Raw genomic sequence first — 21,295 nt, forward strand, 5'->3', positions numbered from 1 at the left:
AAATAAATCATGCTACAATGAAAACGAATTAAGGACCGGGGAGCCAATTGGCTGAGAGGATGTAAGTAAACATCGACCCTCAACCTGATCTGGATAATGCCAGCGTAGGGAGTTACTTAAAGTGATGTAGCATATGTTATTCTGTAATAACTTGCATACAAGGCTTTCCTACGCAGTAGGAAAGCCTTTTCTTATTTTTGAAATTTAATTTTATAAGGGGGATTTTATTATGTCACAACAAGTTACAATGTCATTTTCAGTAGTACCACAAGCGAAAACGAAAGATGTATATTCTGTTGTCGATAAAGCAATTGAAGTTGTGCAACAATCGGGAGTTCGTTATGAAGTAGGGGCAATGGAAACAACTTTGGAAGGAGAATTAGATGTACTTCTTGATGTCGTTAAACGTGCGCAACAAGCTTGCGTCGATGCTGGAGCAGAAGAAGTGATTACTTCTATTAAAATCCATTATCGTCCAAGCACTGGTGTAACGATAGATGAAAAGGTTTGGAAGTACCGTGATGAATATGCAAAACCAGAAGCAATCTAAACTTATTACAACTATTTGGCTTATCCTTCTCATTGCGATATGGGAAGGATCTGTTTCATTATTTAAAATCGAACCGTGGATTTTACCAAAGCCTTCTGCCATTGTTCAAGAATTAATTGGGATGAAAGATTTACTATTACCAAATACGATGCAAACACTGCAGGAAGTTATAATTGGACTATTCTTTGCAATTTTATTGGGGACGAGCATCGCAATTATTATGGATGTTATACCGTTATTTCGTATTTTAATAAATCCATTGCTCGTTATTTCGCAAACAATTCCAATTGTTGTACTTGCACCGCTATTTATTATTTGGTTTGGATATGGGATGTTGCCGAAAGTAATGGTCGTAATACTCGTTTGTTTCTTCCCAATTGCGCTTAGTATTTTAGAAGGTTTTCAAACAGTAGATAAAAATATGCTGAAACTGTTACAAACAATGAAGGCGACGAAATGGCAAGTTTACCAGAAGGTAAAATTTCCAGCAGTGCTCCCATACTTTTTCTCAGGTTTAAAAATTGCAGTTACATATAGCGTAATGGGGGCAATTATCGGAGAATGGCTCGGTGCAAGTGAAGGATTAGGCGTTATGCTTACGAGGGCTACAAAATCCTTTTTGACTGCCCGAGTATTTGGTGTTGCAGCAATCATCGTTATGGTGACATTATGCCTGTATTTTATCGTAGAGTTTATGGCAAGAATAACAGCACCATGGATATATAGAAAGGACGGCAGAAAATGAAAAAAGGTTTGAAAGTTATGTTAGCTGCCTTAGTAGCGGTAGGTGTGGCTGGATGTAATCCGGCGAAGAAAGAAGAAAGTGCAAGTAAAGATCAAAAAGTAAAAGTAGTATTAGATTGGTTTCCAAATACGAATCATACTGGCTTGTATGTAGCGAAAACGAAAGATTATTACAAAAAGCAAGGATTAGATGTAGAAATTATTCAACCAGGTGACAATGTAACAGCAGAGCAAATGATAGCATCAGGAAAAGCAGACTTCGCAATAAGTGCACAAGAAAATGTAACGTTAGCTCGTGTAGAAGGAATTCCTGTTGTATCTGTAGGAGCGATTATTCAGCATAACACTTCAGCGTTTGCATCGCTTAAGAAAGACAATATGACGTCACCGAAAGATTTTGAAGGTAAACGTTACGGCGGCTGGGGAGGACCAGCAGAAGAAGCGACATTAAAGACGATTATGGATAAACATCAAGCTGATTTTAATAAAGTTGAAAAAATCATCTTAGGACAAACAGATTTCTTTAAATCAATTGGCCGTGATGCAGATTTCGAATGGATTTATTACGGTTGGGATGGTATTGAAGCGAAGCGTCAAGGAAAAGAGTTAAATGCGATTATGGTGAAGGACTTAGATCCAGCGCTTGATTTCTATAGTCCTGTTATTATTACGAGTGAAAAACATACGAAGCAAGATAAAGACTTTGTGAAAAAGTTTATGAGTGCAACGACAGAAGGTTATAATTTTGCAATTAAGGAACCGAAAGAGGCTGCTGATATTTTAATTAAAGCTGTTCCAGATGTGAATAAAGATTTAGTTCAAGAAAGCCAAAAATGGTTAAGTACGAAGTATCAAGATGATGCTAAAGCATGGGGAGTACAGAAGGAAGAAATTTGGACGAATTACATGAATTTCTTATATGACAACAAAGTTATTAAAAAGAAAATCGATGTAAAAGATGCTTTTACAAATGAATTCCTTCCAAGTGAAAAATGAGCGGATTACAAATAAAAAATATAGTGAAATCTTTCGACGGAAAGAATGTATTAGAGAATATTAGTGCCTCTATACAAGAGGGAGAGTTTGTTTCCTTTGTAGGACCGAGTGGTTGCGGGAAAAGCACATTATTAAACATGATTGCAAATGTTGAAAAACCAACAAGCGGGAACGTAACGTATAACGATAAGCAAGTACAAGAGCAAGATGTTGTTAGTTATATGCCACAACAAGATTTATTACTACCGTGGCGATCAGCTTTGCAAAATATCGTTCTTCCGTTAGAAATTGAAGGAAAGCCGAAAAAACAAAGGCTGACAGAAGGAATGGAAGCATTAAAGCAGTTCGAACTAGATGAATATGCAAACCATTATCCAGATGAATTGTCTGGTGGTATGCGTCAAAGAATTAGTTTTCTGCGCACATATTTATGTGAAAAGCCAATTATGCTGCTTGATGAGCCTTTTGGTAAATTAGATGCATTTACAAAAATGGAAGTACATAGCTGGCTTTTAAACTCTTGGCATCAAGAGAAGCAAACAATCGTTATGGTTACACATGACTTAGATGAGGCAATCTTGCTTTCAGATCGCGTATTTATTTTATCTCAAAGACCAGCGTCAATAGTTGGCGAGGTACAAGTGAAATTACCTAGGCCGAGAACGATGGATATGTTAACATCACTCGAATTAAAAAAGGATAAAGAAGAGATTTTAAGTGTGTTAGCTCCTTATATGAAAAAATAGAAAAAGCTGATGTTTTAATTTTAGACGAACGGACTAATCATTTGGATGTAGAAACTAAGATGGCTTTACAGGAAGCGTTACAACAATACAAAGGAACGGTTTTAATTGTCTCACATGAACCTTCTTTCTATGAATCGTAGATAACAAAATTATGAAATATAGAAGAATGGAATACTCAACAATATGAATAAAGAAAAGGCATTAGCTTTTATGAGCTAATGCCTTTTCTTTGTGATTAACATGATTTTCGAGAACTCTTACATGAGAATTGTATGAAGAAGCACTCTTATGGTGCGCTTATAAGCGTGCTTTTTCTTTTGTTATATTTATAATACGAAAGCCTTTCCCTAACAGGTGACTATCTTTCTTTATATATATAGATAGTTCAAAATGGAATAAAAATAATTCCTTTATGTAAAGGATAATATGGATATTATAGGAAGACAATAGAAATTAAAGGAAATTCATGTAAAATTCAAATGAACTTCATATAAACTTCATATTAGAAATTAAATATAATTATAATAGGTTATTGTGATATTTTTGATTTTTCATAAAATTAAAAGTTTGAATTTAGGAGGTATTGCTCAAACCTAAATTCAAACTTTATTGAAGTAATTAATGGATATTACGTCTAGTTTTCGCTAATGACGGCATTTAAAAGTTCGGCAGGATTACCTGTTCCTGCACCGCCAATTGTAATAGATCCACCAGGAGGAATTTCACCATTCCATCCTGCGTTCGTAATTACATAATGATTATTTGTTTTACTACTAATTTTAGAATCCCAAACTTGTGTTAAATTGCCGCTATAATCAAATTCTAATTTCCAATTTTTAATAGGAGTCGTTCCATTATTTTTGATTATAATCGAGAAGTTATAACCGCTGCCCCAATTCGAAGTGACTGAAAATGTAGCAGTACCATTTCCATCAGGAGGTGTCGTATTAGCTTCATCCGTTTTGACAGTAAGAGCGGTAGGTTGTGATTTATTTCCAGCAGCATCTTTGGCAATTACCGAAAATTTGTATTCCGTATTAGGTTTTAAGTTTTTAATTGTAATGCTATTTGTTGTTGTACTCCATTTCTCTTCTCCAGCAGTAATTTCATATTCCGTAACTCCTACGTTATCAGTAGATACAGTCCAGTTTAATTGAACTGAGTTTGAATTTTTATTCGTAACTACAATGTTTTTAACATTCGTTGGTGGCTCAGTATCTTTTTGACTAATAGGTCCACCAAGTAATTCTTTTACTAGCGTATCAAGTAATTTTGGACCACTGCAACTATATTTTGGACTTGTACGGCAATCTCCGCTTAGTTCCCAAAACATTGCTCCACTTAAACCTTTCGTCTTTATATAGTCTGTTTTGTATTTCATAGATTCATTGTCATCGTAGCTAATAAATGTGCCTGTAGTTGCATTATATAAGTAAGGTACTTTAGCTGTGTCATTCCAGTAGCGTACAAAACCATTTTTATTAACGTAATTGGCTGCTAAATCACCGTAATCATACACACCTGTGTCACCGGTAGAGTAATCATCCCAAGTACCTTTAGAAGCAAGTTTCCCATCACTACCTGGTTTGCAAGGTTGATATTGTCCGTTATTTTCTTTGCCACAACTTTTCCAGCCACGTCCGTAAAAGGGTACGCCTAATACTAGTTTATCGACTGGAACACCTTCATTTGTATAAACATTTATAGCACCATCTACGTAAAAATTCGTATTTGCTGCTGGGTCATTTGGATCCTTATATAGAGCTGCATTATGATTAGAAGTAGCTTCCCATCCGCCGTGGAAATCATATGTCATAATATTAATCCAATCGAGTATTTGAGAAATTTTCTTTAGTTCTGTATGATCAGCGTAGCGTTGACTTGCACCTGAAGCGATTGTTAGTAAATATTGTTTGCCATCTTCAGCACCTGCTTTATTCAAAGCATTTCGGACGTCTTGAAGAAGGAGAGTGAAATTTTGTTTATCTTCAGGACGATAACTACCACCAGGAATCGTTTCAACGCCCGGATATTCCCAGTCTAAATCTACGCCATCAAACCCATATGCGCGAAGAAAAGCTACTGTAGATTCAGCAAATACTTTTCTTGTTTTTTCATCAGCGGCCATATCAGAAAAGCGGTTAGACCAAGTCCAGCCACCAACGGAAATAATTGTTTTTAAGTGAGGATATTTAGCTTTTAATCGTTTTAGTTCCCCGAAATTTCCGCAACGGGCATATTTATCGCAATCTTCCCAAGTTGTCCCTGAGCCAGGATACGATTTGGTAACATCAGCCCATGGTTCACCGAGTACAAGAGTACCATTAGGAACCTCTTTATTTTGCAATGGTACACCAGATTCTTTACAGTTCCACGTTTGTTTATTTGGATTATCAGGATGAGTAGAAGGGTTTCCATGTTTTCCATTCCAACAAATATCCGCGAAAGCATAGTTAAGGTGAGTAAGTTTTGATGCATCAATGTCAGCAACTTGATAATTACGTCCGTAAACGCCCCACGAAGGAAAGTACCCAACAATTTTTTGACTTTGCTTTGGTGAATCTGCTAATGCGAGATTTGGAGTAATAAAATTTGTGAGAAAAAGAGGTAAGAAAAGTAGTAGGGATAGTAATAGCAGTGTGAATTTTTGAGACCTCATAGCCATTTCTCCTTTCAAAATAAAAGATATATTTAAAGGCATACGCCAATAAATCAAAATGAATCTAGACGTGTGAAACGTCTAGATAAAATGATCAGACATCACGAAGTCTATACAAGGGAGCTGGGGGTGATTAAATCGTAACAAATGTAAGATTTAGTGTAAACGCTTTATTAAGTTAAAAAAGACTTTCTCAATACAAAAAGGCTTGAATACAAACTATATATGAAAACGAAAGATTGGTATGGGAGGAAAAAGCTTATTATAAATAAATTTGAGAAAAAATTGTATGGAGCCAATTATTAAAGACGTAGAAAGATAAGGAAATATCATGTAAAATAATAGTAAAAATATGTAAAGGAGGGAATGGTGTGGATGTGTTTTTGAACATTGCTGAAGAAAAAATTCGACAAGCAATACGGAATGGTGATCTTGATTATCTTCCGGGAAAAGGAAAACCACTACAATTAGAAGATCTTTCAATGGTACCTCCAGAACTTAGAATGAGTTATAAAATTTTAAAAAATGCGGGAATGATTCCACCAGAAATGGAACTACAAAAAGATATATTAAAAATAGAGGATCTAATTGCTTGCTGTTATGATGAAGAAGAGAGAAAGAGATTACGAGAAGAGTTAACAGCAAAAACGCTTCGTTTTCAGCAGGTAATGGAAAAGAGAAAGGTTAAAGATAGTTCAGCTTTTCGTATGTATCAAGACAAAGTATTTCGTAAATTACGCTAAGAGGGATAAGATGACTACATTTAAAACGATAGAAGAATTAGCGACCTATATCGAAGAACAACAATTGGTACTTCTGTTTATTAAAACGGAAAATTGTGGTGTTTGTGATGTTATGCTAAGAAAAGTAAATTGCGTATTAGAGAATTATGATTACGTAGAGAAAATAGAGATATTACTACAAGACATGCAGGAGATTGCGGGGCGATATGGAGTATTTACAGGGCCAACAATTTTATTATTTCATAATGGAAAAGAAATTCTTCGTGAATCACGCTTCATTTCACTTGAAAATTTAGAGAGAACCATTCAATTATTCGAGGAATAAGGGAGGCTTTTAAATGGAATTTATTATTGTCATACTATTATTTGTTGTAGTTGGAACAATCGTAACAGCAGTTCGATCGAACAAAAAGAAGGTAAATCTTACAAAACAAAATAACATTCATAATTCATCTAACAGCTCATCACCATTATTTTTCTTTGCTGGATCTGATAATGATAGCTCGCATGATGGCGGCTCACATGATTGTGGAGGATCTTTTGGGGGAGATAGCGGAGGAAGCTGTGGTGGCGGTGGTGATTGATAAAAATGCGCCTTATATAGGCGTATTTCTTTTTAAACAAACGTTTGATTAGTCGGCTTACATATGCATAAACACAGTTAAACAAACGTTTGTTTAATATTTTTAACATACTAAGGGGAATGGAAATGAAAAGGGAACCGAAAGTGAAAAATAAGGGGAAAGTAGTGTTATTTTTATTAGCTGCAGGAGGCGTATTTCTTGTTAAATTAGCATTTAAATTTGGAACCATACATATGATTCGAACTTGGTTTGAAAGTACGTTTTCTTAAATAAGGAATATAGCCTCTTGCGATAGAGGTTTTTGATTTGTTATTATTAGACTGAACGGTCGGTTTAAAGAGGTGTGAATATGAGAAGAAGCGCAGAAGAGATAAAGAAAGAAATTGCATATAAAGCAGAAAGTCTATTTTCACAGAAGGGCTACGCAGCTACATCTATGGAAGAGATTTGTGAAATTACAGAGCGAAGTAAAGGAAGTATTTATTATCACTTTAAAAGTAAAGAAGAATTATTTTTATTTGTAGTGAAACAGCATACGTATGATTGGATTGAAAAATGGAATGAAAAAGAGAAGTTGTATAGCACTAGTACTGAAAAACTATATGGTCTCGCGGAATATCATGTAGAGGACATACAGCAACCAATTTCAAATGCAATAGAGGAATTCTCTATGAGCCAAGTTGTAAGTAAAGAGATTCTGGATGAACTGTTAGCTTTAACTAGAGAATTATATGTTATGTTTGAGAAATTAATTGAAGTAGGTATACAGTCTGGAGAGTTCCGTGAAGATAATACTCGTGATCTTATGTATATTGTAAACGGATTATTATCAGGACTTGGAGTGCTTTACTACGAATTAGATTATAAAGAGCTGAAACGTATTTATAAAAAGGCAATAGATGTATTGTTAAAAGGAATGGCAGCTGAATAATAGGTCAGTTGCTTTTCTTACAAAATAAATTAGACCGAACGGTCGGTTTATGAAAGGGGAATGAAAATGAACGCTTTATTTAAAAACCGAGCATTTATGCTCGTTATGGCGTCTGATATTTTACAACAATTTGCAATTTGGATCAGAAATATGGCTCTTTTGTATTTTATAATGGAGCGAACGAATAATGATCCAGTTTCTGTTTCGTTGTTATCAGTTATGGAATATGCACCTATTTTTATTTTCTCGTTTATCGGTGGTGCGCTAGCTGATCGCTGGAATCCGAAAAGAACAATGGTCGCTGGAGATGTATTAAGTGTACTGTCTATTATAGGAATTGTCTTGTTGTTAAAGCTGGATTATTGGCAGGCTATATTTTTTGCAACACTCATTTCCGCGATTGTAGGTCAGTTTTCTCAGCCCTCATCTTCGCGTATATTTAAGCGCTATGTAAAAGAAGGAGAGGTAGCAAATGCGATTGCATTTAACCAAACATTACAGTCATTATTTCTGATTTTTGGACCAGTGGTGGGATCGCTTGTGTATACACAACTTGGTTTATTTACATCACTATATAGCTTAATCATTTTATTTTTGTTATCTGCTATCGCCCTTTCATTCTTACCAAAATGGGTTGAAAAAGAGCAGGTGGCGAGAGACTCATTAAAAAATGATATAAAAGAAGGTTGGAAGTATGTTCTTCATACGAAAAATTTACGTATGATTACGATCACTTTTACAATTATGGGTTTAGCTGTTGGATTAACGAATCCATTAGAAGTATTCCTTGTAATTGAACGTTTAGGTATGGAAAAAGAAGCTGTTCAATATTTAGCGGCAGCTGACGGAATAGGTATGTTACTCGGTGGTATTGTTGCTGCAGTTTTCGCTTCAAAAGTGAATCCGAAAAAGATGTTTGTATTCGGTATGGGTATATTAGCCCTTTCATTTTTAGTAGAAGGGCTATCTACATCATTTTGGATTACTAGTTTCATGAGATTTGGAACAGGTATTTGTTTAGCTTGTGTTAATATTGTTGTCGGTACGCTTATGATTCAACTTGTACCAGAAAATATGGTTGGAAGAGTAAATGGAACGATTTTACCACTGTTTATGGGGGCAATGCTAATTGGAACTTCATTAGCTGGAGGATTAAAGGAACTAACTTCACTAGTTACTGTGTTTTGTATAGCGATGGCACTTATTTTATTAGCGATAGGGCCAGTTGTACGTATGCAAATAAAGAAAGAAGATATCGCTAACAAAGAGGCACTAACAAATTCATTAGCTTCAAAATAACTATTGTAAGGGAGCAATATTGCTCCTTTTTTCTTTGAGGAACTTTTGACAACTATATGAGCCAATTATATACTGATGTTGTAAAAACGATTTTACAGGTTAGGAGCAATGGTGTGAAAAATCAAATCTATGAATTACGCACTGAAAATAATATTTCACAAGGCGCATTAGCTGATAAATGTAAGGTTTCTAGACAAACGATAAATGCAATTGAGAATAATAAATATGATCCAAGCTTAGCGTTAGCGTTCCGTTTAGCTGAAGTATTAGGAACAACTGTTGATAAATTATTTTTGTACAAGCGGTAGAGTCGTTCATTATAAGGCGCACCTTTAAAAATAAAAAAGATCCTCTTCTTATGAGAAGAGGATCTTTTCTTATAGCGTTTTAGTCTTTGGACTAGGTGGTGTAACGGATGTATTATTTTCTGGAACTCTAGTTAGTAAGAATCCTCCGATAATAAATAGAACAATAATACTAAGAACACCAGCGTTTGTTTTTCCTGTTAATTGCGTTGTAACACCGACTAATACCGGACCCATAATTGCGGCAAACTTCCCAAATATATTATAAAATCCGAAGAATTCATTAGCAGATTCTTTTGGTACTAGTTTTGCAAAGTATGAACGACTTAGTGCTTGAATACCACCTTGAGATGTAGCAACTAACATTGCTAAAATCCAAAAATCAAGTGTCGTTTTTAAAAAATAAGCATATGTGCAAATAATGATATAAATAATGATACCGACATATAGCATTTTTTTGCCAGTAAATGTTTCAGATAATTTTCCGTATAGTAAAGCAAATGGACAAGCGACAATTTGTGTTACAAATAATATGATTAATAGATTCGTTGCACTAATACCGAGATCGGTTCCGTAAGCGGTAGACATAGTAATAATTGTATCGACTCCGTCAATATAGAAAAAGTAAGCGATTAGAAACATAAATACAGTTTTATATTCTTTAATATTTTTAAAAGTATCAGCAAGACGTTTGAAGCTCATTCTAATAGGTCTTGGATGACGCTCAATATAGTGTGTTTGCTCTACGTTTTTTAGCATTGGAATTGTAAATAACCCCCACCAAAGAGCTGTTATTGCAAAGGAAATTTGACTAGCAATGCCGACCGATAAGGGAATAGTTCCTTTTTGAGAAAGAATAATAAGAGCGATACAACCGATAAAAGGAATTGTACTCCCGATATAACCTAATGCAAATCCTCTTGTAGAAATTCGGTCCATTCTATCTTCAGAAGTGACGTCTACTAAAAATGCATCATAGAAAATGTTTGCTCCAGCAAAGCCGATTAAGGCGAGCATATAGCACCCTAGCAATAAGTACCACTGAGAGGTTGGAACGACTGCTAACATACTTGTAAATACGATACCGAGTCCAAAGAAGAATGTGAAAAAACGTTTTTTAAATCCTTTATAATCAGCAACTGTGCCAAGAATAGGAGCAAGTATAGAAATTAAAAGTGTTGCGAATGAGTTTGCATATCCCCAATATGCTGTTGAAGTTGCCCCAGATAGTCCAGCTTCTTTTGCAGCTGCTTTAAAGTAAATTGGAAATAATGCAGTTGTAATGACGAGCGAGTATACAGAGTTCGCCCAATCGTATAATATCCAGCTTTTTTCTTGTCTGGACATTTTTTTCATATAATGTTCCCCCTTAAATTTGTTTTACTAACAGTGTACAAAAATAAAAATTATAAAAAGAGAAACAGTGATGAATTTTACATAACTTTTACATATATACACAGTTCTTTACAATTGGAGTAAATCCTCTACAATTGCTCCGTCTGTTTCACCTAAGTGTAAACCGAGTAGTCTAGCGATAGTTGGACCTTCATCAATAAGTCTCATATACGGGACGGTAAAGCCACTTTTTATTCCTTTCCCAGCAGCGATAAAAATTGTTTCATAGTTAGGTTTTGTTGGAGAGTATCCATGCGTACCAAATGTATATTTTTTACTAGGCGTAACATCTTTTTCAGTAATTTCTTTTATAAAATCTCCTGTATAGTTTTCAGTGAAATAATACCCTTCTCGTGCTTCTAACATGAATAAACAATTACCGTCTGCACCGCAGTCTTTGGCAGCTTCATCATGAAGTATAAATTCAATTCCGTTTTGTTTATTTTGAAGTAGTTCTTCAAGGAGTAGTTGTACCTCCCGGATTGTATCCGTATCATTTTTGTCCTTTACATATACATAGGCAGAGCCGTCGCAACTTTGGCAATAGGCTTTCCAGTCTACTAATTTTCCTTTTTTATTAAGAGATATAAGTCCTCTTTGATGGAATAGCACATTTAATTGGATGGATTTGTTTTCACTTAAAGCGCTATGATCACCAAGGGCAATAATTGTACTTTCTTCGTATAGGTTACTTTCTTTTAGTGCTTGAATAATTTTCCCTAGACGTTCGTCGTGTCTCTGGATAGCAGCTGTTGTTTCGTTAGATTCAAAGCCGTGATAGTGTCTTTGTGTGTCTAGATCGGTGAAATGTACGAACATGACATTAGGCTTTTTCGTCTGGATTGTATGCACAGCAGAGGCGAGGACGAAATCATCCAGCTCTGGTTGTGATAAACCATTTCTTATATGGCCGAAACGACGATTTAAATCTAATTGGTATAGTGGGCTACCGCTAAATAAGGAAACTAACACTTGATTTTGCCAAGGTCTATTGGGGAAAATTTCTGGTAAATTGTAATCGATGTTCGCTCTTCCAGTAACAGGCCATAGAAGGGCAGCTGTCGTTAAATTTGCTTTGCGCGCTTCATCATACAATGTTGTTCCTTTTATTGATTTTCGGTACCAATGCCAATCAGGTGATTCACGCCCTGGTTGAAGTAACGTATTGCTAACAACACCGTGCTTGTTAGGGTAATTACCAGTTACGATTGTTGAGTGGCTTGGATATGTTACAGAAGGATAAATTGGTTCTACTTTTTCGACAACCGTGCCCTTTTTTATTAGAGATTGGAAATGAGGTAGTTTTTGTAGTATAGGAAAATCTAAAGCTGATAAACAGTCGAATGATAAAATGATGACGTGGTTTGTTAATGCTTTATCCATAAAGTTCCCTCCTGATTATATAAAACCTATTATTATATATTACTATTAACACCTAGTAATAAATATATATTTTTAGGTGAAAGTTTATTATTTATTTTCAGAAAAATTAAACATATAATTAAGTATAAGGGAATCTATGGAGGGAGGGAACACTATGGATTGGTTAGATGGATTTGGTATTTTTTACATCATTGGCGGAATCACGATTATCCTTGTATTTGCTATTTCATATTTACTAAAGAAACGGTTTCCAGACAAACAGTTTGATATTATATTTGCACTTAGTTTAATACTTCTTTGCTTAGCGTCCTTTCCCGTTACAATGATGGTTATTGGTGGGTGGGAAGGAATGGGATATGGATTTATTGGTTTCTTTGTCCTACTTGGTACACTTATCGGTATGATTGCACATCAACTTGTGAAAATTACGCGGAAAAGCTACGTATAAAACTGCAAAAAATGAAAAGGATATATAAAAATAAGAAAATTAGCTATTGTTTTAAAAAAGAATTTGTATTATGATAATCAACAAATTTATTTCGTTATAACGATGAAAAAGGACTAGTACATGTTCAACCTTTTTAGCAGAGAGAGAATCCGTCAGGCTGAAAGATTCTTAAAAAGGCAATATGGAACCTGCCTTTGAGTTCTGCATATGCAGCGGGAATTTCCCGTTATCAAAAAGAGAGCATGCGCAATTTTTGTGCATGAATCAGGGTGGTAACGCCGGCAAAGCTCGGTCCCTATTTAGGGACGCGGGCTTTTTTGTATTTTCTAGAAGGAGGAAGACTGACTATGGCAAAAGAACAAGTGCAAGCCATTACGAAGATGGAAGAGGACTTTGCGCAGTGGTATACCGATATTGTAAAAAAAGCCGAACTTGTTGATTATTCAAGTGTAAAAGGGTGCATGATTTTACGTCCGTATGGTTATGCCTTATGGGAGAATATGCAGAAGGTGATGGATGAGAAGTTAAAAGGAACTGGCCATGAAAATGTATATATGCCAATGTTTATCCCAGAGAGTTTATTGCAAAAAGAGAAGGATCATGTTGAAGGATTTGCTCCTGAAGTAGCATGGGTTACGCATGGTGGAGATGAAAAGTTAGCGGAAAGACTTTGTGTACGTCCTACATCTGAAACTTTGTTCTGTGAGCACTTTTCAAAAATTGTGCAATCCTATAATGATTTGCCAAAGTTATATAATCAGTGGTGTTCAGTAGTTCGTTGGGAGAAGACAACTAGGCCATTCCTTCGTACGACTGAATTTTTATGGCAAGAGGGTCATACAATCCATGAAACGGCAGAAGAATCGCAGACTGAAACATTAAATATTTTAAACTTATATGCTTCTTTTTGTGAGGATTATTTAGCGATACCAGTTATTAAAGGGCAAAAAACAGAAAAGGAGAAGTTTGCTGGAGCAAAGGCAACTTATACAATTGAAAGTTTAATGCATGATGGAAAAGCGCTTCAAACAGGAACCTCTCATAACTTTGGAACGAATTTCTCTGAAGCATTTGATATTAAGTTTTTAGATCGTAACGGTAAGTGGCAATATGTGCACCAAACATCTTGGGGTGTATCAACAAGAATGATAGGCGGGCTAATAATGGTTCATAGTGATAATAATGGACTTGTAATGCCACCAAAAGTCGCTCCAGTGCAAGTTGTTATTGTACCGATTGCTCAGCATAAAGAAGGAGTTTTAGCAAAAGCAACAGAGTTACAAGGACATATTCAAAAGGTTGCACGAGTAAAAATAGATGCTAGTAATAAAACACCAGGCTGGAAATTTAATGAGTATGAAATGAAGGGGATTCCAATTCGATTAGAAGTTGGCCCTAAAGATATTGAAAAGAATCAAGTTGTACTTGTAAGAAGAGACACGAAGGAAAAAGAGTTTGTACCAATGGATCAATTAGAAGAACGTATTCCAGCATTACTTGAAGAAATTCATATTGCTTTATTTGATAAAGCAAAAGCATTTCGCGATGAGAATACGTATGTTGCGACAAATTTCGAAGAGATGAAAAAAATAGCTGACGAAAAGCAAGGCTTTATTAAGGCAATGTGGTGCGGGGAATTAGCTTGTGAAGAAAAACTAAAAGAAGAAGTTGGAGTATCTTCACGTTGTATGCCTTTTGAGCAAGAGCATTTAGCTGAAGAATGCATTTGTTGTGGTAAAGAAGCTAAACAAATGGTGTATTGGGGAAAAGCGTATTAATACTTTTTCTGATAGGTGATAAAAAGGACTTTGGGCTGCATAATAAAATGCAATCCAAAGTCCTTTTTAGTTTTATAAAGTATTTCATGTATTCTTTAGATGGAAGTATGTTGCTCTTATTTTACGTTTTTACGACGAATAAACAGTAACATACCAATTAGGAATGTTGAAAGACCCATTAAAATAGATATAGGGTAATGCGTTGCGGTATTCGGTAATTTATCACCTTGTTTTTTCGTATTATCTTTTACATTACCCCCTTGAGAACCGTTGCCCTCCTGAGAATTGCTATCGCCTTTAACACGATTGCCACCTTGAGAGCCATTACCGCCGTGTGAGCCACTGCCACCAGAACCATCGCCACCAGAACGGTTACCACCAGAACCGTTACCGCCAGAACCGCTGCCACCAGAGCCGTTGCTACCAGAACGGTTACCACCAGAACCGTTACCGCCAGAACCGCTGCCACCAGAGCCGTTGCTACCAGAGCCATCGCCACCAGAACCGTTATCGCCGGAACCACTGCCACCAGAGTCATTGCCACCAGAACCACTGCCACCGGAACCATTACCGCCGGAACCGTTGCCGCCAGAGCCGCCAGAACCACTGCCGCTAGAACCGTTGCCACCAGAACCGTTACCGCCAGAACCACTGCCACCGGAACCATTACCGCCGGAACCGTTGCCGCCATCGCCACCAGAACCACTACCGCTAGAACCGTTGCCACCAGAACCGTTATCGCCGGAACCATTGCCGCCAGAGCCACTGCCATCAGAACCGTTACCGCCAGAGCCATCGCCACCAGAACCGTTTTCACCAGAACCGTTTTCACCAGAGCCGCTGCCACCGGAACCACTATCGTCCTGAGAACCGTTATTTCCTGGAGGTTTATTATTATCCTTTGAGTTTCCTTCTGCAAAATGATCGCTATTTTGTACAATAGCGTTTGTTAATGGTTGGAAGTTTTCAGTTGCAGCATTACCGATATTTAAACCGCTAAAAAAAGATAGAGAGAGTGTTGATGCTAAAATGAAGATTTTCGTCATGGTTTTCCTCCTAAGAAATGAATGTTCCATCTAAAATACATCCCTTTGTAATATTTCTTAGGAAAAAGAGTTTTATGCAAAAAAAACTATATATAGAAAAAGGTGGTATATTTGTCAAAGCAGAAAAGAGTTAATGTAGATTTCCTACAAATAATAGAGGTGGAGAATTTACATTCATAACGGTAGAGGAAGTGGCAGTAGATGAAAGAGTATATAGCGTTTGATATTGGCGGTACGCAAATTAAGTATGGCATTATTTCAGAAGCAGGGAGAGTATTAAAGCGTAAAACAGTTGCAACAGAAATTCACTTAGGCGGAGAACAAATTATTCAAAAACTCATTCTTTTATCAAAAAAATTAATGAATGAACATACTATTGCCGGAATTGGTATTAGCACTGCGGGAATTGTTGATATTAATAAGGGAATTGTGACGGGAGGCGCGGATCATATTCCAGGATATAGTACTATTCCTATTATTGATAGATTGCAAGAGATATTAAAAGTTCCAGTATCGATTGACAATGATGTGAATTGTGCAGCGTTTGGAGAAAAGTGGAATGGTAGTGTAAGAGAGAAAGAGAACTTTATTATGCTCACCATTGGAACAGGAGTTGGGGGAGCAATTTTTATAGATGGAGAATTGTACCGAGGACATTCATTTAGTGCTGGTGAATGGGGGAATATGCTAATAGAAGGAAAAACATTTGAAGAGGTTGCTTCGATTTCAGGATTAATTCGGCTTGTAAGAAAATATAAAGGCAAAGGCGAGTGGAATGGGAGAACAATTTTTGAGTTGTATGATAAAGGAGATAGAGAAGTTGCTCAAGCAGTTGGGATTTTCTTTAAACATTTGGCAATCGGAATTAGTAATCTTGCTTATATTTTTAATCCAGAAACAATTATTATTGGGGGAGGAATTACCGATAGAGGAAATGAGTTTTTAAAAGAAGTAAAAGAAGAGGTCAGTAAATACTTAAATCAAGAGATTTATAATAATTGTGAGATTGAACTTGCACAAAACGGTAATTGTGCAGGAATGATTGGTGCTATTTACCACTTATTACATCATCATAAGTAAATTATATGAATGTTTTCATATAACTGAGAATTTATCCTTTTTATCAATAGGTAAATAATGCTACAATATAAGAGAAGAATACAATATTTTCCGATATGGAAAATGCTTTGTAGAAAGGGAGAAACTTCATGCCTATTATTTTAGAAAAAGGTCAAAAGATCGATTTAACGAAAGGACAACCAAAAGTAGCAAAACTACAGGTTGGCTTAGGCTGGGATCCAATTGGGCAATCAGGTGGATTTCTGTCTTCATTATTTGGAAGTAAACCAAATATAGATTGTGATGCATCTGTTGTTATGTTAGAAGGAGATCGTTTTTTAAACAAAAATGATTTAGTTTACTTCGGAAACAAACTTTCTACTTGTGGTAGTATTATTCATTCAGGAGATAATTTAACAGGTGAAGGCGAAGGTGACGATGAAACAATCTTTGTAGAATTACATAAAGTCCCAAGTCGTATTAACCGTTTAGTATTCGTTGTAAATATTTATGACTGTGTAAACAGACGTCAAGACTTTGGTATGATTCGTAACGCTTATATTCGTATTCAAAATCCTCATACAGGTGAGGAATTAGCACGTTATAATTTATCAGAAAACTATGCTAGTAAAACAACTTTAATTGCAGGAGAAATGTATCGCTACGAAAATGAGTGGAAGTTTTCAGCAGTTGGAGAAGGCACGCAAGATAAAAACTTAAGTGAGATTGTATCACGTTATCAATAGGATAAACTAAGGAGGAATTTTTAAATGGCATCTATTTCTTTAAAAAAGGGACAAAAGGTAGATTTAACAAAAACAAATCCAGGTTTATCAAAGGTACTTGTAGGGCTTGGCTGGGATACAAATCGTTATGATGGACAAGCTGATTTCGATTTAGATGTTAGTATCTTTTTAGTAGGTGCGAACGGTAAAGTTTCAGGAGCAGAAGATTTCGTTTTCTATAATAATCCCAAAGGTGCGAATGGTGCTGTAGAGCATTTAGGAGATAACCGAACTGGTGAAGGCGAAGGCGATGATGAAGCGATTAAAATCGATTTAAAAAATGTTCCTGCTCACATCGAACGTATTTGTTTCACAATTACAATTTATGATGGAGAAGGCCGCAGCCAAAACTTTGGTCAAGTTTCTAACTCATTCGTACGTATTCTCGATGAAGAAAAGAATGCAGAGTTAATTCGTTACGATTTAGGAGAAGATTTCTCTATTGAAACAGCGGTAGTAGTAGGTGAATTATACCGCCATGCAGGTGATTGGAAGTTCAATGCAATCGGAAGTGGATTCCAAGGTGGGTTAGCGTCTCTATGTAATAACTTTGGTTTAGATGTAGAGTAATAGATTCAATTTATATATCCATTGGTGAAATGCATGTTTACTGATGGGTATATTTTTAAAGATAAAAATATAGAGGTGAATATAAATGGCTATTCAGTTACAAAAAGGACAGAAGATTGATTTAGGTAAGACGAGTCCTGGTTTAACAAAAGCAGTAATTGGTCTTGGATGGGATATTAAATCTTATGATGGCGGAGACGATTTCGATTTAGATGCATCTGCTTTTTTATTAGATGCGAACGGGAAATGTACGAAGGAAACTGATTTTATCTTCTATAATAATTTAAAGTCTCCTTGTGGATCAGTTTTACATACTGGCGATAACAGAACAGGTGAAGGCGAAGGCGACGATGAGCAACTTGTTGTAGATTTGAAAAAGGTTCCAGCAGACGTTCATAAAATTGCTATTACAGTTACAATTTATGATGCGGAAGGCCGTAATCAAAACTTTGGACAAGTAGGAAACGCATTCGTTCGTTTAGCGAATGAAGAGACGAACGAAGAAGTTCTTCGTTTTGATTTAGGGGAAGACTTCTCTATCGAAACAGCAGTTGTCTTTTGTGAATTATACCGTCATAATGGACAGTGGAAGTTTAATGCAGTAGGAAGTGGATTCCAAGGTGGTTTAGGTGCGCTTGTAAGAGCGTATGGCTTGGATGCATAGAAAGGAAACGATATTCGTTTCCTTTTTTTGACCTTTCTATAAATCTAGCAAAGAATAGGGGATAAAGGTAAGATGAGTATTTTGCAAGGAATCCTTGATACGTATGCTCAGTTTTTCGACTTGGACATGTGGATTAAAGTGTTGCAAGATCCAGTATCTTGGGGATTAATTGGTACACTTGTTGTACTTGAAGGGTTGTTATCTGCTGATAACGCACTTGTGTTAGCGGTAATGGTAAAACACCTTCCTGAAGAGAAACGTAAAAAAGCATTATTCTATGGACTTATTGGAGCTTATATATTCCGCTTTATTGCAATTGGAATCGGAATGTTCTTGATTAAATTATGGTGGGTAAAACTTCTTGGTGCACTTTACCTTGCTTGGTTATCAGTAAAATACTTTATTGATAAGCGTAAAGGTGCAGGTGAAGAAGAGGAAGCTCATGGTATGAACCAAAACAGTATTTTCTTCAGAATGTTCGGTGTCTTCTGGGGAACAGTTGCCATGGTCGAATTAATGGATATCGCATTCTCTGTAGATAGTGTACTTGCTGCATTTGGTGTATCTAATGAAGTTTGGATTTTATTATTAGGCGGAATGCTAGGTATTTTAATGATGCGTGGTATTGCCGGTGTATTCTTGAAATTATTAGAGCGTATTCCAGAGCTTGAAACGACAGCATACATTTTAATCTTAATTATTGCATCGAAAATGTTACTGTCTTTAATCGAGATTGAGATTAGTCATACACTATTCTTTATTATTTTAGTTGTAGCATTTGGAGCAACATTTATAATTCACTACATGAAGAATTCTGGACAAGCTAAAGAAGAAGTTGCAGCTACTAAAGAAGATAATAAATAATTGAAATGGGTTTGCTCGTTTTGCGAGCGCCCATTTTTTATAACAAAAAATAGTTTATAATAGAAGAAGGACTTAGAAAAAACGTAACTGTTTTTGGAGGTGAACTGTTGTGTTTTCACGTTTTACACTTCAACCATATGCATTAAAAGATGAATCAGATTTAAAGCAATTTGAAACGCTTTTAGAAAAACGTCCACAATATGAACTGACAGAGAATGAGATGAAATTTAGTTATATAGCATGTCGAATCCTTGGCGTTCCTAATGATGTAGATGAATATTTTAATGAACTGTTTGATTATAGTGAAGCGAAAGGAATCGAAGTTTTACACGAACAAAATTTAAACAAAGTGATTGATTCGGAAAAGCTTCGTCATATTCAAGAAGTGTTCGGATTACATCAAGAAGCACCAAATGGTCTGACAGTAAATAGGTTAGTTGCACACTTATCTGGGAAACAACTTTTACCGAAAGTAGACAATCCTGATTTACAGCATTACATACATACGACGTTTATTTCACTATTGAAATTATATGAGAAACAACATAATCAGTCGTTAAAGACAGAAGGCTTCCGTCGTTTCTTAATCGACATAATTAAACTAAGCGAAAATTATGTAGCGAAGTGGTTTTCTACGATTAATTATAAGAAACAGATGCCGCGTATCGTTTGGTATGGTGATGCACAGGAAAGCCGTATATATTTCTTATACTTTCTTATTATGCTCGGTTGTGATGTGCTTTATTATCACCCAGAAGGAAAAGATGGATTTGAGAATGTTGATGAAGAGGGAAGGACCTTTATTGTGTCTCATCCAGGCCGTATTTCTCTTGAACCATTTCCAGATCGCCGCCGCGAGCGTGTGGCAACAGTAGCGTATCAAGCTTCAAAAGAAATTGAGCAAGTACTTCACCACGATAATTCACTGCTGTACAAGCCGTGGCAATTCCGTTCCTATACGCCTGTAGCTCGTACACTAAAAACAACATATGATGAGCTCTTTTTAATTACGAAAGAAAAGGCGTTTGTACGCCCGACATTCTTTGTTGAAAATAAACATATTTATATCCCTTCTTTATTTGCGAAAATATCAGGCGTTTCAAAGAATGATAAAGAGTATTTTCAACGATTAAAGGCTGTTACATCATTTGATAACAGTATACTAGTTAATACATTCCCATTTACGAAAGAGCAAAAAGCAAACTTCCAATATCATTATCGAGATGCATTAGACCGAGCTGGGAAATTACATCCGGATCTAATTATGAATAGCCATTGGTGGCCGCATAAGCGTTTACCGGAAGGTTTACAACATGGGATTGCAGAAGCGATTATCCATACGTGTGAAAGTGAAATGTGCAAACCAATTGCGAAAGAGACAAAACAAGATGTAGCGCTATATGTTTTCGCGCAACTTTCTCAAATACCACCGAATATTTTAGAACAGCTTGAGAAATTTGATTATTCACAAGATGTGCCGAAAATTGTTATATTTAATAATGAGAAGAGTGGAGAGTTAACTCGTTCTGATGCTGTTTTATTACTATTTTTAAATCAAATTGGAGTAGATGTATTCCATTTCAATCCAACGGGAAGAAACGATATTGAACCGTATATTGAAGCGGGGGCATTTGATTCCCATTGGCTTGAAGAGGTTAATTTCGATCTTGAGTTTCATGGTTCATCAGCCTATAAAAATTTATCACAAACAATAAAAGGACTATTTCGTCCATTTTTATAAGGAAA

General features: G+C 35.9%; 23 protein-coding genes, 1 riboswitch and 1 other annotated feature. Of the genes, 19 read left to right on the forward strand and 4 right to left on the reverse strand.

What is annotated here, in order from left to right; all coding sequences use genetic code 11:
• The first annotated feature begins 26 nt into the window (after positions 1 to 26).
• A riboswitch (TPP riboswitch) is annotated at positions 27 to 128 on the forward strand.
• Between the two features lie 101 nt (positions 129 to 229).
• Genes ES895_RS19135 through ES895_RS19150 form a run of 4 tightly spaced genes read left to right on the forward strand, consistent with a single transcriptional unit; the run spans position 230 to position 3,036 of the window.
• Positions 230 to 550: an MTH1187 family thiamine-binding protein gene (locus tag ES895_RS19135; protein WP_000082906.1), complete on the forward strand. Its 321-nt coding sequence runs from the start codon at positions 230 to 232 to the stop codon at positions 548 to 550.
• The gene (locus ES895_RS19140) at positions 522 to 1,295 is read left to right on the forward strand and encodes an ABC transporter permease (protein WP_001057166.1); all 774 of its coding nucleotides are present in this window, start codon (positions 522 to 524) and stop codon (positions 1,293 to 1,295) included. The genes ES895_RS19135 and ES895_RS19140 overlap by 29 nt, the downstream gene beginning before the upstream one ends.
• Positions 1,292 to 2,290: an ABC transporter substrate-binding protein gene (locus ES895_RS19145; protein WP_135238565.1), complete on the forward strand. Its 999-nt coding sequence runs from the start codon at positions 1,292 to 1,294 to the stop codon at positions 2,288 to 2,290. Before ES895_RS19140 ends, ES895_RS19145 begins: the two co-directional genes overlap by 4 nt.
• Positions 2,287 to 3,036 carry an ABC transporter ATP-binding protein gene (locus ES895_RS19150; protein ID WP_000016085.1) on the forward strand — a complete coding sequence of 250 codons (750 nt, stop codon included), beginning with the start codon at positions 2,287 to 2,289 and terminating at the stop codon, positions 3,034 to 3,036. Before ES895_RS19145 ends, ES895_RS19150 begins: the two co-directional genes overlap by 4 nt.
• Positions 3,037 to 3,670: 634 nt before the next feature.
• On the opposite strand, the gene ES895_RS19155 is transcribed toward ES895_RS19150, so the two are convergent.
• Complete coding sequence (locus ES895_RS19155; RefSeq protein ID WP_001257486.1) at positions 3,671 to 5,695, reverse strand: glycosyl hydrolase family 18 protein; 2,025 nt, start codon at positions 5,693 to 5,695, stop codon at positions 3,671 to 3,673.
• Positions 5,696 to 6,066: 371 nt separating this feature from the next.
• On the opposite strand from ES895_RS19155, the gene ES895_RS19165 reads away from it, so the two are divergent.
• The 7 genes from ES895_RS19165 (at position 6,067) to ES895_RS19195 (ending at position 9,560) form a co-directional block, all read left to right on the forward strand.
• A complete protein-coding gene (locus ES895_RS19165; protein WP_000382381.1) occupies positions 6,067 to 6,438 on the forward strand; it encodes a DnaJ family domain-containing protein in 372 nt (123 codons plus the stop codon).
• A gap of 10 nt (positions 6,439 to 6,448) precedes the next feature.
• Positions 6,449 to 6,763, forward strand: a complete 315-nt coding sequence (locus ES895_RS19170; protein WP_000206517.1) for a thioredoxin family protein — start codon at positions 6,449 to 6,451, stop codon at positions 6,761 to 6,763.
• Between the two features lie 13 nt (positions 6,764 to 6,776).
• Positions 6,777 to 7,022 (forward strand): hypothetical protein, encoded by a 246-nt coding sequence (locus ES895_RS19175; RefSeq protein ID WP_000394369.1) that lies wholly within the window; start codon positions 6,777 to 6,779, stop codon positions 7,020 to 7,022.
• Between the two features lie 125 nt (positions 7,023 to 7,147).
• Positions 7,148 to 7,291 carry a hypothetical protein gene (locus tag ES895_RS19180; protein ID WP_000817981.1) on the forward strand — a complete coding sequence of 48 codons (144 nt, stop codon included), beginning with the start codon at positions 7,148 to 7,150 and terminating at the stop codon, positions 7,289 to 7,291.
• 80 nt (positions 7,292 to 7,371) lie between these two features.
• On the forward strand, positions 7,372 to 7,953 hold the full coding sequence (locus ES895_RS19185) for a TetR/AcrR family transcriptional regulator (RefSeq protein WP_098204834.1): 582 nt from the start codon (positions 7,372 to 7,374) through the stop codon (positions 7,951 to 7,953).
• Positions 7,954 to 8,019: 66 nt separating this feature from the next.
• Positions 8,020 to 9,252, forward strand: a complete 1,233-nt coding sequence (locus tag ES895_RS19190; RefSeq protein ID WP_000992568.1) for an MFS transporter — start codon at positions 8,020 to 8,022, stop codon at positions 9,250 to 9,252.
• A 56-nt stretch (positions 9,253 to 9,308) separates the two neighbouring features.
• Entirely contained in the window at positions 9,309 to 9,560 is a 252-nt protein-coding gene (locus ES895_RS19195; RefSeq protein WP_135238566.1) for a helix-turn-helix transcriptional regulator, read from the forward strand.
• A gap of 69 nt (positions 9,561 to 9,629) precedes the next feature.
• On the opposite strand, the gene ES895_RS19200 is transcribed toward ES895_RS19195, so the two are convergent.
• Complete coding sequence (locus tag ES895_RS19200; RefSeq protein WP_000738812.1) at positions 9,630 to 10,913, reverse strand: MFS transporter; 1,284 nt, start codon at positions 10,911 to 10,913, stop codon at positions 9,630 to 9,632.
• Between the two features lie 108 nt (positions 10,914 to 11,021).
• A complete protein-coding gene (locus ES895_RS19205; protein WP_000356418.1) occupies positions 11,022 to 12,335 on the reverse strand; it encodes an alkaline phosphatase family protein in 1,314 nt (437 codons plus the stop codon).
• Between the two features lie 154 nt (positions 12,336 to 12,489).
• Between ES895_RS19205 and ES895_RS19210 the strand changes: the two genes are divergently transcribed.
• Both ES895_RS19210 and proS read left to right on the forward strand, forming a co-directional pair.
• Positions 12,490 to 12,783 carry a YesK-like family protein gene (locus ES895_RS19210; protein ID WP_000383853.1) on the forward strand — a complete coding sequence of 98 codons (294 nt, stop codon included), beginning with the start codon at positions 12,490 to 12,492 and terminating at the stop codon, positions 12,781 to 12,783.
• A 93-nt stretch (positions 12,784 to 12,876) separates the two neighbouring features.
• Positions 12,877 to 13,083 (forward strand) — a binding site (T-box leader).
• 47 nt (positions 13,084 to 13,130) lie between these two features.
• Complete coding sequence (gene proS, locus ES895_RS19215; RefSeq protein WP_065704939.1) at positions 13,131 to 14,561, forward strand: proline--tRNA ligase; 1,431 nt, start codon at positions 13,131 to 13,133, stop codon at positions 14,559 to 14,561.
• Positions 14,562 to 14,677: 116 nt separating this feature from the next.
• Here proS and ES895_RS19220 read toward each other — a convergent pair whose 3' ends face one another.
• On the reverse strand, positions 14,678 to 15,607 hold the full coding sequence (locus tag ES895_RS19220) for an LPXTG cell wall anchor domain-containing protein (protein WP_135238567.1): 930 nt from the start codon (positions 15,605 to 15,607) through the stop codon (positions 14,678 to 14,680).
• A 201-nt stretch (positions 15,608 to 15,808) separates the two neighbouring features.
• On the opposite strand from ES895_RS19220, the gene ES895_RS19225 reads away from it, so the two are divergent.
• The 6 genes from ES895_RS19225 (at position 15,809) to ES895_RS19250 (ending at position 21,290) form a co-directional block, all read left to right on the forward strand.
• On the forward strand, positions 15,809 to 16,687 hold the full coding sequence (locus ES895_RS19225) for an ROK family protein (RefSeq protein ID WP_000666107.1): 879 nt from the start codon (positions 15,809 to 15,811) through the stop codon (positions 16,685 to 16,687).
• A 128-nt stretch (positions 16,688 to 16,815) separates the two neighbouring features.
• Entirely contained in the window at positions 16,816 to 17,412 is a 597-nt protein-coding gene (locus tag ES895_RS19230; RefSeq protein ID WP_001121578.1) for a TerD family protein, read from the forward strand.
• Between the two features lie 24 nt (positions 17,413 to 17,436).
• On the forward strand, positions 17,437 to 18,021 hold the full coding sequence (locus tag ES895_RS19235) for a TerD family protein (protein WP_000146720.1): 585 nt from the start codon (positions 17,437 to 17,439) through the stop codon (positions 18,019 to 18,021).
• 85 nt (positions 18,022 to 18,106) lie between these two features.
• A complete protein-coding gene (locus ES895_RS19240) occupies positions 18,107 to 18,685 on the forward strand; it encodes a TerD family protein (protein ID WP_001007532.1) in 579 nt (192 codons plus the stop codon).
• A gap of 72 nt (positions 18,686 to 18,757) precedes the next feature.
• Entirely contained in the window at positions 18,758 to 19,549 is a 792-nt protein-coding gene (locus ES895_RS19245; RefSeq protein ID WP_000025688.1) for a TerC family protein, read from the forward strand.
• A gap of 109 nt (positions 19,550 to 19,658) precedes the next feature.
• On the forward strand, positions 19,659 to 21,290 hold the full coding sequence (locus ES895_RS19250) for a YceG family protein (RefSeq protein WP_000492864.1): 1,632 nt from the start codon (positions 19,659 to 19,661) through the stop codon (positions 21,288 to 21,290).
• Positions 21,291 to 21,295: the final 5 nt, after the last annotated feature.

The sequence above is a fragment of the Bacillus sp. 007/AIA-02/001 genome, assembly GCF_004634455.1.
In the GTDB taxonomy this organism is placed as follows: domain Bacteria; phylum Bacillota; class Bacilli; order Bacillales; family Bacillaceae_G; genus Bacillus_A; species Bacillus_A cereus.